General features: G+C 37.4%; 15 protein-coding genes and 1 pseudogene. 9 read left to right on the top strand and 7 right to left on the bottom strand.

The genetic code is table 11. The features are described 5' to 3' along the window. Position 1: 1 nt before the first annotated feature. Positions 2-1,486: a potassium/proton antiporter gene (locus IHV11_RS11575; RefSeq protein WP_197194705.1), complete on the bottom strand. Its 1,485-nt coding sequence runs from the start codon at positions 1,484-1,486 to the stop codon at positions 2-4. Between the two features lie 250 nt (positions 1,487-1,736). On the opposite strand from IHV11_RS11575, the gene IHV11_RS11570 reads away from it, so the two are divergent. Then, positions 1,737-1,901 carry a Fur-regulated basic protein FbpA gene (locus IHV11_RS11570; protein ID WP_312035158.1) on the top strand — a complete coding sequence of 55 codons (165 nt, stop codon included), beginning with the start codon at positions 1,737-1,739 and terminating at the stop codon, positions 1,899-1,901. Positions 1,902-2,028: 127 nt separating this feature from the next. Here the strand turns inward: IHV11_RS11570 and IHV11_RS11565 are convergent, their stop codons facing one another. Continuing rightward, positions 2,029-3,435 carry an alanine/glycine:cation symporter family protein gene (locus IHV11_RS11565; protein ID WP_197194704.1) on the bottom strand — a complete coding sequence of 469 codons (1,407 nt, stop codon included), beginning with the start codon at positions 3,433-3,435 and terminating at the stop codon, positions 2,029-2,031. Between the two features lie 297 nt (positions 3,436-3,732). Here IHV11_RS11565 and IHV11_RS11560 point away from each other — a divergent pair, with 297 nt between their 5' ends. Continuing rightward, a complete protein-coding gene (locus tag IHV11_RS11560) occupies positions 3,733-4,281 on the top strand; it encodes a class I SAM-dependent methyltransferase (protein WP_370568651.1) in 549 nt (182 codons plus the stop codon). A 51-nt stretch (positions 4,282-4,332) separates the two neighbouring features. Here the strand turns inward: IHV11_RS11560 and IHV11_RS11555 are convergent, their stop codons facing one another. Next, the gene (locus IHV11_RS11555; RefSeq protein ID WP_197194703.1) at positions 4,333-4,686 is read right to left on the bottom strand and encodes a DUF2512 family protein; all 354 of its coding nucleotides are present in this window, start codon (positions 4,684-4,686) and stop codon (positions 4,333-4,335) included. A 122-nt stretch (positions 4,687-4,808) separates the two neighbouring features. Here IHV11_RS11555 and IHV11_RS11550 point away from each other — a divergent pair, with 122 nt between their 5' ends. The 6 genes from IHV11_RS11550 (at position 4,809) to IHV11_RS11525 (ending at position 8,113) form a co-directional block, all read left to right on the top strand. After that, positions 4,809-4,991 carry a hypothetical protein gene (locus IHV11_RS11550; protein ID WP_197190466.1) on the top strand — a complete coding sequence of 61 codons (183 nt, stop codon included), beginning with the start codon at positions 4,809-4,811 and terminating at the stop codon, positions 4,989-4,991. Positions 4,992-5,127: 136 nt separating this feature from the next. After that, positions 5,128-5,364 (top strand): hypothetical protein, encoded by a 237-nt coding sequence (locus IHV11_RS11545; RefSeq protein WP_197194702.1) that lies wholly within the window; start codon positions 5,128-5,130, stop codon positions 5,362-5,364. A 101-nt stretch (positions 5,365-5,465) separates the two neighbouring features. After that, positions 5,466-6,227 carry a Nif3-like dinuclear metal center hexameric protein gene (locus IHV11_RS11540; RefSeq protein ID WP_197194701.1) on the top strand — a complete coding sequence of 254 codons (762 nt, stop codon included), beginning with the start codon at positions 5,466-5,468 and terminating at the stop codon, positions 6,225-6,227. A gap of 146 nt (positions 6,228-6,373) precedes the next feature. Next, complete coding sequence (locus IHV11_RS11535) at positions 6,374-6,934, top strand: tyrosine-type recombinase/integrase (RefSeq protein ID WP_197194700.1); 561 nt, start codon at positions 6,374-6,376, stop codon at positions 6,932-6,934. A gap of 20 nt (positions 6,935-6,954) precedes the next feature. Beyond that, the gene (locus IHV11_RS11530) at positions 6,955-7,863 is read left to right on the top strand and encodes a YitT family protein (protein ID WP_370568650.1); all 909 of its coding nucleotides are present in this window, start codon (positions 6,955-6,957) and stop codon (positions 7,861-7,863) included. 19 nt (positions 7,864-7,882) lie between these two features. Beyond that, on the top strand, positions 7,883-8,113 hold the full coding sequence (locus IHV11_RS11525) for a DUF3953 domain-containing protein (protein WP_197194699.1): 231 nt from the start codon (positions 7,883-7,885) through the stop codon (positions 8,111-8,113). Between the two features lie 91 nt (positions 8,114-8,204). On the opposite strand, the gene IHV11_RS11520 is transcribed toward IHV11_RS11525, so the two are convergent. Together IHV11_RS11520 and IHV11_RS11515 are read right to left on the bottom strand one after the other, a co-directional pair. Further along, positions 8,205-8,768 carry an HAD-IIIA family hydrolase gene (locus tag IHV11_RS11520; protein WP_197194698.1) on the bottom strand — a complete coding sequence of 188 codons (564 nt, stop codon included), beginning with the start codon at positions 8,766-8,768 and terminating at the stop codon, positions 8,205-8,207. Between the two features lie 12 nt (positions 8,769-8,780). Next, complete coding sequence (locus IHV11_RS11515) at positions 8,781-9,206, bottom strand: PH domain-containing protein (RefSeq protein ID WP_197194697.1); 426 nt, start codon at positions 9,204-9,206, stop codon at positions 8,781-8,783. Positions 9,207-9,516: 310 nt separating this feature from the next. On the opposite strand from IHV11_RS11515, the gene IHV11_RS11510 reads away from it, so the two are divergent. Continuing rightward, a complete protein-coding gene (locus IHV11_RS11510; protein ID WP_197194696.1) occupies positions 9,517-11,196 on the top strand; it encodes a hypothetical protein in 1,680 nt (559 codons plus the stop codon). Positions 11,197-11,246: 50 nt separating this feature from the next. Here the strand turns inward: IHV11_RS11510 and IHV11_RS11505 are convergent, their stop codons facing one another. Both IHV11_RS11505 and IHV11_RS21495 read right to left on the bottom strand, forming a co-directional pair. After that, positions 11,247-12,269 carry an NlpC/P60 family protein gene (locus IHV11_RS11505; protein WP_197194695.1) on the bottom strand — a complete coding sequence of 341 codons (1,023 nt, stop codon included), beginning with the start codon at positions 12,267-12,269 and terminating at the stop codon, positions 11,247-11,249. 880 nt (positions 12,270-13,149) lie between these two features. Next, positions 13,150-13,711: pseudogene (locus IHV11_RS21495) on the bottom strand (site-2 protease family protein); the annotation flags it as partial. Positions 13,712-13,832 lie beyond the last annotated feature (121 nt).

Below are 13,832 nucleotides of genomic sequence, written 5' to 3'. Positions count from 1 at the left end.
TTTAATTCTTTTCGATATTCTGTTTTGATAAATATTCGGTCACACTCTTCAGTTTGCTTTTATGAGCCATAATATAAAGTATATCGTGAGCGTGAATCTCGGTTCTTCCTGTTGGTGTGATCAATTCGTCACCACGGATCATAGCACTAACGGCCGATTCTTTTGGTAATGAAATTTCTTCAAGTGTCTGTCCAATGATTTTTGCATGTTCTGGTACAAAGAACTCTACGATCTCTGCGTTTGCTTTACCCATTGAAACAAGTTCCAATACATGTGGAGAAGTAGGTTTTTCTTTTTCAGTTAATTTTAATTTCTGAGCTACCCAAGGAATAGTAGATCCTTGGATGAGAGCCGAAGTAAGAACAACGAAGAATACAAGATTAAAGAGTAATTGGCTGTTCTCTACACCTTCAATGAGTGGGAACGTCGCTAGAACAATAGGAACAGCGCCACGAAGGCCGGACCATGAGATAAATAATTTTTCATTTATTGTAAAAGCAGAAGTAGGCATACTTAGAAAAACACCTATTGGACGTGCGATAACAATAAGTACAAAAGAGATCATTAAGCCTTTTAGCATGATATCAACATGAAACAGCTCACTTGGAAAAACAAGAAGACCTAATATGGCAAACATTAAAATTTGCATCATCCATGCGAAACCCTCATTAAATCGTACAATTGAGTTTCTGTATGTAAGGTGACTATTTCCCATTAAGACAGCCGCAACATATACCGCAAGCAGTCCACTTGCTCCGGCAAGCATCGTGACCCCATATGTTAAGATTGCAAACGAAAGAGCAAATACGGGATAGAGCCCACTTGATTCAAGTCGTATACGGTTGATGGCATAAACCGCAAGTTTACCAAAGAGATACCCAAATACAGCTCCCATTCCCATCTGCCAAAAGAATGAAAGAATGAGTCCAAGAATTGAAGTGGAATCTTTTGTGAGCAGTTCAATAAAGGTAATCGTTAAAAATACTGCCATTGGATCATTGGAACCAGATTCTGCTTCAAGCGTTGAAGAAAGCTTTTCTTTCACATTTTTTCCGGCTAATACAGAGAAAACCGCTGCAGCATCTGTTGAACCAACGATTGATCCGAATAGAAAAGCTTCAAGCCAATTAACATCTAATAACAACTTAACAGATACAGCTACAACAGCAGTTGTAAGGAATACGCCAAAAGTTGCGAGTGAAAGTGATGTGGTCAAGATAAGTTTTACGCTTCCCCATTTTGTCTGTAGCCCACCTTCAAATAGAATAATAATCAGAGCAATTACTCCAACAAGCTGACTTAAGTGTGGATCATCAAAATAAATAAAATTAAGCCCGTCACTTCCAACAAGCATCCCTATTCCAATAAATAGAACAAGAGCGGGTACTCCAAAACGAGAAGAAAATTTTGTAGTCACCACACCTAGCAGCAGTAAGATTGCAAGTAATAAAATAAAATAATCTACGTTAAGACCACCTTCGAACATAACAACTCTCCTTTATTTTTTACAATTATGTAGCCCTCCAGTATTCAACAAATCGTTTTACAGTAACAACGACAATTATTGTCTTGTAACAATTGACATTTTAACCAAAAGCGGGTAATCTTGACGGAAGATAATGGTCGTAAAATTACATCACCTTCGTCATTTTTTTACATAAACTATTAATGGAAGTTTTTTCTCCATCATTTCAGGGTAAGTAAAATGTTGAAGAGATTTACAGGAGGGATTGAACGTGTCAGCGGACCATCAAAAAAGAGAAAATTTAATTGCTGATCTATTGTTACATAATATTTATAAGACAGCAGATGGACGTCATTTATACGAGCTTTCTTTGCAGGATCTTGAACAACAATTAAAGGATTTACTATCCCCGCCTGCAGAAGAAAAAGCCACTTAAAATAAGTTGAGTGATAAATGGTAACTAAAACTGGCTGCTATGCCAGTTTTTTATTTTTTTAAGCTTCAGTTATTTTAAAACTAACATAAATAAAAGAAGACTTCACTCAGGAAGTCTTCTTTTATTTTTATTTATCTGAAGAAACATCTTCTTCCCATGCCTCTGTGTTTTTTAGTCCGATGCTAGACGGACGGAAAATAGGATCTTTTCCTTCTTTCTTTTGCTTCATATAGTCACCAAGTGCATCAAAGGCAATTTTTCCAAGCAGTGAAATAGCAATTAAGTTGATGATCGCCATAAGTCCCATGAACATGTCAGCTAAACTCCAAACAAAATCAAGTGATGCTATTGCACCGTAACCAACCATAGCTACAACAGCTATTCGGTAGATGAACAACCAAGCTTTGTTCGTACTGATAAACTCGATGTTAGACTCACCGTAATAATAGTTTCCAACTACGGAACTGAATGCAAACAACATAACGATTATCGCTAGGAAAGGGCCACCCCAAGATCCAAGTAAAGTGTTTAAAGCTTCTTGCGTTAAAATAATGCCATCTGCTTCCTTAGAATCATACATCCCGGACAATAGAATGATAAAGGCAGTAGAAGAACAGATCAATAGGGTATCAACAAAAACACCTAGGGATTGGATTAAGCCTTGCTTGACAGGGTGGCTGACATCAGCTGTCGCTGCTGCGTTCGGTGCACTACCCATACCCGCTTCGTTTGAGAACAGACCACGTTTGATACCGTTCATCATCGCTGCACCTAGTGCTCCGCCAGCTACTTCCTCTACACCGAAAGCACCTTCGAAGATCATGCTAAAAACAGCAGGAAGTTCTGTAATATTTGTGATCATCAAAAACAGAGCTACGAGTATATAAAGACCTGCCATGATTGGAACGATGATCTCAGATACTTTCGCAATACGTTTGATGCCACCAAAAATGATAATTGCTGTTACAACGGCTAAGAAAATACTTACATAAACAGGTTTTATATCAAAAGATTGTCCAAACGCACTTGCTATCGTATTCGATTGAACAGAATTAAAGGCAAGTCCGAACGTGATAGAAATTAAAATGGCAAAAATAACACCCATCCAGCGAGCATTCAATGCTTTTTCCATGTAATAAGCGGGTCCACCGCGGAATGCAACGCCATCTCTAACTTTGTAGATCTGAGCTAATGTACTTTCTACGAATGCAGACGCAGATCCGATTAATGCGATCAGCCACATCCAAAACACTGCACCGGGTCCACCTGCCGTAATGGCGAGAGCCACCCCAGCTAAGTTACCAGTACCTACGCGTGAAGCTGTACTGATACAAAAAGCCTGGAATGAAGAAACGCCTTTTTTATCAGCTCTTGCTCCTTCACCTAAAAGGCGGATCATCTCTCCTAACATACGGAACTGAACAAATTTTGTTCTGACCGTAAAATAAAGTCCTAACCCAATTAGCATGACAATTAGGATATAAGACCATAAATATGTGTTAACACTTCCTATGAAATTGTTAATCCAATCCATACATACACCTCATTTATTCTTTTGTCTATCTCAGCTGTACACCATTTTTTAATGTAACAAAACCTTACATAATTATCAATTATAATTTTTTCCACTCTCTTTTAGCATGTAAGGTTAGCTGATAAACATTGATGAGCTCCGTTTATTTCTTCCAAATAAATATTCCCTGAAGTATGTAGGAACAAACGGTATAAATGGAAAAAGATTTCAAGAGTCCAGTATTTTCACCAACCTATATTTCATGAATATACTAGATAAAATTGATTGTAATAATCGGAATTAAAGTAGGTGTTGAGGGTGGATGGCGGAACCCCTTTATTTATACAAAAGTTTTTTCAATCACCAAAACAAGTAGGGAGTCTGTTTCCAAGCTCTCTTAGTTTAGCTAAGAGAATGACGGCTCCTCTATGCTGGGATCATATAGACATCGCTGCTGAATTAGGAGCAGGCACAGGTGTAATAACGAAGGAAATAATACGCAATCTAAAGCCAGGCTCAGAGCTTTATATATTCGAAAAAGATGAAGAGATGAGAAAAAAACTCAAACTTGAATTTTTTAAAAATACCGTATGTGAAGATGCTCGTTATATCTTATCTAGTACTGGAAAAGATGAGGAAACACTCGATGCGATTTTCTCAGGGCTGCCTTTTGCAAATTTCACACGCGAATTACAAAACGAGATTGTCGAGGAAGTATACAGGTCGCTACGGCCCGGGGGAATATTAGTAGCATTTCAATATTCTACTCAGATGAAAAGAACATTTCAGAACATCTTTCATACCGTTGAAATATCATTTGTAGCGAAAAATTTCCCTCCAGCTTTCGTATATATTTGTGAAAAATAAATGAAAGACAAAAAAATGATCAGCACGGTTAAGTGCTGATCATTTTTTTGTTTAACGATAAGAATGGTCCAAGTGATCAGAGATTAAATGCTTATGAACCATCGCCTCCATACATGTTATCAGGATGGCAATAAGAAACGAGCCCCACAAAGTGATACTTACACCAGGTAAAGCAAGTCCCAATAAGTAGACAAGTACAAAACTTGAAGCAAAATCGACCGTAAGCTGCTTGCTGTATGAAATGCGAGGAACCATAATATATTCTAGCAATACACCTAGAGGGGCTAATATGGCCGTGATCCAAATATAAGGTTGGACAAATTCAAAATCTACACTTTTAAATATAAAGTTGGCTAATATAAGTGCGAGTGGAATACCTAAAATTTTTATCATCAAACTTTGCATACTCATTTACTCCTTGTCCTGATTAAATTGATAGGGATTCTTATGTTTTTCGAACGCTCTTTTCTAAAAGATTGTTGCTTTGAACTACTTGTCACCTTTGAAAATTGATTGGAGTGGAAGGTGTGAGACTCCTACGGGACAGGCGGACAGCTGAGACACTTAAGAGTGAAACGTACGAATGTGGCTCAGCGTCTGCCCCGTGGAAAGCGAGCAGCCTGGAACGGAAATCAACACTTCCTAAAGCAACAAAGCTTACGAAAACAGCCTTTTCGAATGATGCTAAATCCATCGTAAAAGACCTATAACTGCAATCTTTAACAGAATGAACGTTACAGCCATGTTTTATACCTTGTTTAAAAACTTCTTCCTTGAAGTGTCATAAAACATGAAGAGAGTGGGTATTACTTCTGTAAGAAAGTAATTTACAAGGAGGCTAGAAAGGTGGAGTATTCACTATATAAAAAGGACGGAAAGTTTCCATGTGATGTTACAGTTGATTATGACAATATGGTCTTTACAGTACGGGATAGTGATACGACAGGTGAAGTCTTCAACAGTGCTAGTGAAGTTGCTCAGTGGATTAAACAGCATTGGTCTGTTGAACAGTTTCAAAGACCAGATGACTATTACGATTTAATGAAGCACCTTGAAAGTTCATTAGAGGACGAAACAAAATAAGTGCAATCGGTATGGCCAAGTTTAAATACTTGGTCTTTTCTTATAGAATCATATGGGAAAACATGTAATAATGGTTGAAACAAAGAATTGGAGATGCCGTTATGAATACTGGAGATTTCGAGATATTGATGACACAGCTTTTTGGAAGGTGGATCAAGGAATTTGAAGACGAGGGTGAATACGGCTTTACGCATAAGGTTGAGAAAGAGATTAAAGTAATCGCTTATGCGACAAATTTAACCCCAGAGACTGTGGAGAAAGCGCATATTAGCAGAGCAGATCTATTGATCACTCATCACGATGCTTGGGATTTTGTTTACGGAATGAAAGAAGTGTGTGTGGATGCGTTAAAGAAACATCATATATCGCATTACTTTACTCATTATCCACTTGATTTTGTGGAATTTGGGACGAGTACAGCTTTATTCGAACGGATAGATATTGATGAGATTACGAGTTTATCCTCATTTAAGGATAATCAAGAGTTTCCAGGCATCGGCATTTTTCATGAGCCACTTACTTTTTTGGAACTAAAAGAACGACTTGAACATGTAATGGAAGAACCAGTAAAAGCATGGAAAAATCACGATCGGCGGATTAACAAAGTAGGTATCCTTACTGGTGCAGGAAATAATACAGCACTCCTTGAGTATGCGAAGAAACAGAACTGCGATGCATTTATTACGGGAGAACGAACGTTATATTCTGTTCAGTATGCAAATTTTGCAGGCATTTCCTTATATGTTGGAAGTCACACATATACTGAAATCTTCGGTGTAGAGAACTTAGTTTTTCGAATTCAGAAACATTATCCAAATGTAAAAGTGGTTAAGATAAACGAAGAACATATAGAATCATGTTAAATGTTAAAAACCTTCTATTCTAAGGAGGTTTTTTTCTTTATGAAAGCAGAGATTAATAAAGGAGTAACTTTGAGCATATATTTTTAATGTTACATAACCGTTTGATATAATAGTATTAAGTAACATCATATAAGGTGGATATTCAGATGGAATATGTTGAAGCTTTAAGAGATATTAAAGAGATCAATGCGATTAAACGTTATTTAAAGAAAAACTCGGTACGTGATTATGTTTTATTTGTTTTAGGAATCAACACGGGTTTAAAAATTACTGAATTACTTTGCATACAAGTAAAAGATTTACTTTCGGAAGATCTCATCGTTCATGATTTTTATTCTGTCCCTAATAAAGAGGGGAATAAAGAGGTATTCTTAAACGAAACAGTTAAAAAGATCATTATTCAGTATGTTGAATGTGCAGATCTAAAGCGAGAGGATTTTTTATTTCTATCTAAAAAAACAAAGTTGCCGATTACTCGACAGCAAGCTTATCGAGTCATTCATCAAGCTGCAGAACATGCGGGGATCAAAGGTAAAATTGGCACGAACTCGCTGCGTAAAACATTCGGCTACCATGCCTATAAAAGGGGAGTAGCCATATCTCTATTGCAAAGGCATTTCAACCATTCAAGTCCTTCTGAAACACTTAAATATCTTGGGATCTCTAGGGAAGATCCCATTAAAACGCAGATTGACGTAAGATTATAAGGGAAAGTGTGGAGGTACTTATGACAGAAGAAGCGATAACAAATGCACAGGCCATGGACCAGATAAAAAAACAACACAAGAAATTAACGAAAGGAAAACTTGCTACAAGAGCGATCCTCATAACGTTCGGAGCCATACTGATGGCAGTTGGATTAGAAATATTCTTAGTACCAAACAATGTTATTGATGGTGGCATAGCTGGTATCTCGATCATGCTATCTCACATCACAGGATTAAAATTAGGACTCTTTCTATTCACATTAAACTTACCGTTTATTTTTGTTGGTTATAAGCAGATCGGAAAAACATTTGCGATCTCAACATTATATGGAATCATCGTTCTTTCAATCGCAACAACATTATTACATCCTGTTCCACCTTTTACAGACGATTTATTATTAGCGACTGTTTTTGGAGGCATATTTATCGGTGTCGGAATTGGAATGGTAATCCGAAGTGGTGGATCTTTAGATGGTACAGAAATCTTAGCTATACTCTCAAATAACAAACTGCCTTTTTCTGTTGGTGAAATTATCATGTTCTTTAATATTTTTATTCTTGGAGCAGCAGGTTTTGTTTTCACTTGGGATAGAGCTATGTATTCACTAATCGCTTACTTTATTGCATTCAAGACGATTGACTTAACGATTACAGGTCTCGAAGAATCGAAGTCCGCATGGATCATTAGTGATAATCATAAAGAGATCGGGGACGCCATCCTTCATCGCTTAGGACGTGGAGTTACCTATCTAAAAGGTGAAGGCGCGTATACAGGTGACGAAAAAGGTGTTGTATTCTGTGTGATCACTCGTCTAGAAGAGGCAAAGCTCAAAGATATTGTCGATGAATTTGATACGAGTGCCTTTCTAGCGATTGCTGATATTGCTGAAGTAAAAGGCGGAAGGTTTAAGAAAAAGGGAATTCACTAAAATAGAGGGAGAGTGTAACTTGTTCGGTATTTTGAAAATTGCTTTCTCTGCAGTCGTTTTATTGCTTGCTGTATATGGGTTATCTACAGGAAATCATGATTTAACACCATATACGTCTCTTGGAGTTGCATTATTATTACTTGTTATAGGATTTGAAGAGTGGCAAAAAAAGAAAAAATGGATAAGTTATCTCTGCTTTTTTGCATTTGCTGTGAACTTTTATGTTTCTGTACAATCCTTTATCGTTTAATGTTTTAATGTTAAAACGCCTCGTCTTTTTTCGAGGCGTTTTTTCTTTTGGTTATTTTCGTGAAAAAAAAGGATGTGAGAGTAAATATCTTTTAGAAAGGAGCGCTTCTTCTTTTTTCTTGGTCGATGATTGTTTGTTCAAACAACCATTCCACTCCTTCTTTTAACGTTGCAGCGACATGATCAGGTTGAATATTAGAAGAAGTATGATTTTGATTCCACGAAGCTTTTCCAGAGCCAGTTTGTACTAATATTGCTATGCAACCAGCAGATTTGGCAGCAAGCATATCTGTCCACCGGTCACCAATCACGATACACTTTGATAGATCAAGATTATGATCACTTGCCGCCTCCTTCAGCATGCCGATGGCAGGCTTTCTGCAATCACAGCTCTCTGTATGGTGATGCGGACAAAGATAAACATCATCAAATCCAAACGCACTTAATTCACTGATAAAATCTTCTACGCATGCATCACCACGACTGATTCCAGGCTGATTAGTGAAAGAAAAGACGGAAATATTATGAAATTTGAGTGTTTGAATCACTTCTTCAGTAAAATGAAAAAGTTTAAAATCCCCTGGATATTCTATCTGGTCTGAACCGCCAATCGTTCCGTCACGATCTAAAAAAACAGCTTGAAAAGCTCCATTCATCTATATCAGCTCCTAATCAAATTTGATTGTTGCATTCGGACATCGTTTACTAAGTTCTTGTAAAAACTCATCCCTATTCTTAGGGGAGATAAGAGCCATTCCAAACTGATACGTAATATTGATACGTTTTAAGGATAGAGCTGGGCTGGAAATTGGATTCAACGTTTTATGGGCAGATGAAATTTCACGATATGGGATTCTTTTGTGGATCGGACCACATCTAATGATCAGTTCTTTTTCTGCTAAAACGTAGTAGGTTGTAAACCAAAGCCAACTGATAAACGCGATTAAGGTAAGATTAATGATGATTGTAATCAGTATTCCTAACAGATTTGCTTTTTCTGAAAGTAAGGCGTATGTACTGATATAAGCGCCATAACCGGTGGCGCCAAAGAGAATCAATCCAAGCCACCAATCTTTTTTTGAGGGGTATTTCATTTTGTGACAACTCCTTTAAAAAAAATAATAGATAAAGGAACTTGTATGCTTTTAGGTAGATAATAATTAATCAAAAAAGGAAGTAGGTTAGGGAACAAAGTAACGATTAGTACAGAATAGCCTATCAATCTAAGGAACGAGGAAAATACATCCTTTTTATTCCATTATAATGGAAGTAGAGTTGAATCTGGAGACTTATTGTTTTTAGGAAGTTAAATTTCTCGTATTGTATTTGTTATGGAACTTTTTACATATTCAGTCGTATTGATTAATAGGGTAAAGAAGTAAATGTTAAAAAAGGGGATAGTTTATGAACATCTTGTTATTTTCCATCATTGTGGGTCTAGCCGCAGCATTAGTGATCTTTCCGATCTCTAGCGGCAAAAAGCCTGTAAAAAAAGAAAAGAAAAACAACCTTACTGGTACTATGATTAGTGTTACTATTTGTACCATTCCTGCAATATTTGTTTTCTATTATATAACGAATCTGGATCGCAATTTTTCGTCAATCTGGATACTTGCGATTATTGTTACAGCCATTGGTGCGTTTTTTGCGACAGGCAAAGAAAGATTGATCAAGCTGGCTTTGTTCCTTATTAGCTTGATTATTGGTATCTTTTTTCTGTCTGCTGGTTTATTTAACGCTAGTGAAAAGTATCAGTCATCCAAAATGGCAGAAAAGACAGAGATCGAGTCTTTTGATGAGAAAGAAACTCCGGCAAGTGTACCGCCCAAGTTTGCAAGAAATAAAATGAGAAAGTCTTTCGGGCAAGTGCCAAACACAAGCTTTTATGAATTAGGAAATCTACAGATTCAAAAAGTGGACGGAAAATACGTCTATATTGCACCTGTTGAATTCTCTGGACTTTTTAAGTGGTGGAATGGCGATGTGACCCCAGGGTATTTTACATTGAGTGCTACCGATTCTTCGGCCAACCCGAAGTTTATTAAATCAGAAATGACTTATACACCATCTTCTTATTTTAATAAAAACGTTGAACGACATATGCGCTCAAGTTATCCAGAATACATTTTCTATGGCGATCCACAACTAGAGATCGATGATGATGGAAAGCCGTTTTATATTCGCTCCTATGGAGAATTCATATCTGCGCGTAACGGATTTAAAGTAAAAGGTATTGTCGTAACAGATCCTGAAAATGGAAATACAAAAAATTATCACATCAAGGACATTCCAGCCTTTATTGATGGCGCAGTATCTCCAGAAACAGTTAGCCTGCAAAACAGTTACTTTGGTAACTATGTGCATGGATTCTGGAACAGTAAATTCGGTAAAAAGGATGTGAAGCTTCCATCTGATGAAGGAACGGAAGCTAATGTAAGCCCAATCTTTGATGAGAATGGTGATATGTTTTACTTTACCGACTTCACAAGCCCGAAAGAGGGAGTCGACTCTATGCTCGGTTATTCATTAACAGATGCAAGAACGGGGAAGGCGACCTATTTTACTGGTAATCTTGAAGAGTCTTATATGGATTCTGAAGGAGCTTTAGAGATCATAGAAAAGAAGTTTATCGAGAAAAAATGGGACGGTGAGATGCCCGTATTGTATAACTTCTATGGAGAAGCAAGCTGGCTGACCCCTGTTCTAGATTCGAATGGATTTCTACAAAACTATTTTATCGTCTCTGCCGCAAATCCAGAGATCTCGGTATATGCAAATACACCGAATGCTGCAATAAAGCAATACAAAACCGCTTTACAGCGAGGTGGAGGTACAGTTGATGGAACATCAAATGCAGAGGAAAAACAGATAACAGGTGCCGTGCTTCGCGTTTATAAAGAAAAAGTAGGGGATTATACGATTGTATCCTTCTTGCTGGATAACCGTAAGAGCTACATCGTATCTTCAGAAAACAGTCCTCTAGCTATCTATTTAAAAGAACAAGATAAAGTTAACGTTACTTATCAAAATACGGGAGAAGCATTTTTACCTGTAACAGAAATGACAATAGAAGGTTTAGAATAATTGATGATAATAAAAAGGCAGAGCACATTTCATTGTGCTCTGCTCTTTTGTTAAGGTTGTGGAATATATCTTCGTGCTCCTGAGAATTCTACAGCATAAGCAGGTGTTGAGATCGGATCGAGTCTTACTGTAGATGCTGTATTTGGAGAGTGGATCATCATACCGTTCCCGGCATACATCGCTACATGATGAACGCGTCCTTTTCCTTCATCATAAGCAAAGAACATGAGATCCCCAGGCTGCAGTTGCTCTTTATCAACGATCAGCCCTTCCTTAGATTGTGGGCCAGAGTCTCGTGGAATTGTTATGCCGTTTGCTTTATGGATGGTGTGTGTAAATCCAGAACAATCAAAGCCAAACCCTGAAGCTCCAGCCCATAAATAAGGAAGACCTAGAAATTTCTTAGCTTCTTCTACGAGTTCTTCGCCTGTTGGAACCGGAATATCACTTTCACTTCTATACACTTTTGCATCTTTCGCATTAAGCCAACGAACTTTTCCTTGAGGTGTTAAAACGGCAATCGTTTTTGCTAGTTTCTTAATAACTGGCAACTTCGTGTTGTAGCTTAATTCAAGATCTTTTTTATGTCCAAATGGTCCTTTAGTAAGCCAAGCAGTTGGACTTGTAATCAATGCAAATTGTTTTCCTTCAGCTTTTTTAAAGTGCTCAGAATAAGTTAATTGTGCTAGCGGCATCCACCCTGGATATCCAAGCTCATTTCTAGGGGTAGGCTGGCCATAGACCGCAACTTTTACCCAATCACCTTGTTGTTCCAAAATATGTACTTTTTGACCATATAGCGCTTGTGTTTCAAGTTCGCCTACTAACCAAAGCTTTTCTTCATACGTCATACTGGTTGTCCAGCTTCTTAAGTCAACGGGGTAAGAAACCGATGGATCATCAACAGGTCTTGCTGCATCTGGTCCTACCCAAAGGGTTGCTGCAGCAACATTCACATACATATCTTTCCCAACAATATCTTTGTTTGTTGCTCCTTTTTCAGCTGAAACTGTGTTTGAAAATATACCAAGTAACACAGCAAGTGAAAATAATATTTTTACTATTTTTTTCATAGCACCTTCGCTCCTTTTCTATTTTTCTACATCATTCGTGTTTTTGGTTTGGCATTCCTTTTATACTTGCAAAAGATAAGTCGAATAGCCTTATGTATGTTTTGGATCATCTGTAGCTTATGTACTAGAAATGAAAGATTGCAGGTAAAAAGAGGGATGAAAAAAACACCTCCTTTAAGAGGTGTTTGATAGGTCTAGCTTATTAAAAAACGGTTTGCATCCATAAGCTGATTTCCGTAAACAACAAAAGCAGACAAGACTCCTGCTAACAATAGATACATGATCAACACGATCACTTTTGTTTTGGTGTTTGAGACGTAATAGTTTTTAGTTTGTTCAAATTGTTTCTCGATGTTTGCTTTTTCAGTTAACAAGCTTTGTTCATACGCTTCAAACAAGCTGCTGTGGCTAAAGTTTGAGAGCTCTGGTATAGTTGCCAACTCTTCAGGATCAGCTTCTTTATACATGTTATGAATATATTCTTTCTGACGTTGATTGCTCTCATATTCTTCTAAGAGTGTTTGTAGGAACCGTTCTCGGTTGTTTAAAATTTCTATTTCCACTAATGTACGATGCTTACGAATTTTCTTTTTATCCTGCAGAACAGGGAACGAATACCCGGTGGGCATGTTTCGCTTTAGTCTATCTTTTGCAACGCGCACATCTTCTAAATACGTACCGATGATATAACCAAAGTTCGGCATGTCCTTGTATTCATCCATCTCCTGATTAATCTCAGTGAGTTTATCTTGTTCTGATTGAAACAAAGTAAGTGTTTCTTTCAGTTTGTTTTGTTCAAAGTCTTCACGAACTCGTTTCCACCATGTTAGGATACCGAAAATGAAGATTAAGAAAATGATTGGGTCAGGTGATATGAACAAGTAAGGCAGAACAAGTAATAAACCAATAAACCAGATCTTAGTAGACAGAACTCCAACGATTCTTCCGCCATCGAGTGGTGAGACAGGGAACAAATTAAATAAGTTGATCAGAGCCCCTAAAAAGATGACCAAGCCCCAGAATGGTTCTGCAGTCGTTTCATACAGAAACACAGCTGGTAAGAAAGATAATAACCCGAACAACGGTCCTGCATAAGCGATATAGGCTTCATCTTTAGCATTTTTAGGCAACTCTTTCATACCGATCGCGGCACCCATAAAGGGGATAAATATCGCGGGCGATGTTTTTATTCCTTTTTGTTTAGCAGCGACTAAATGGCCCATCTCATGCACAAAAATTAGATATACGATCGCTACTGCGAATTTCCAGCCATAAAATGCCGCGTATGCACCAAGTGATATAAACATGGAGATGAGTGTTGCGAATTTCCCTAATTTTAGTAGGCTGAACACCCACTTTAATTTACTTAACAGAAACAAACCTATTCCCGCTATGACGGTCCATATACGGGATTGGTTTTGTTTTTCAGCTTTTTGAGCCATGTATGAATCCCCCAACTATAGTTTCTTATTTCTATCTTAAAGGAAATACGTTAAAAGGGGAAAGAAGTTTCTCTTTTAAGAAAATTCCTTTATAGACGGTTTTTTGATTGAAAAATAGGGG

This window comes from Fictibacillus sp. 26RED30 (assembly GCF_015903845.1).
Taxonomy (GTDB): Bacteria; Bacillota; Bacilli; order Bacillales; family Fictibacillaceae; genus Fictibacillus; species Fictibacillus phosphorivorans.
The sequence above is the reverse complement of the archived record's forward strand: the minus strand, read 5'-3'. Positions and strand labels throughout refer to the sequence as shown.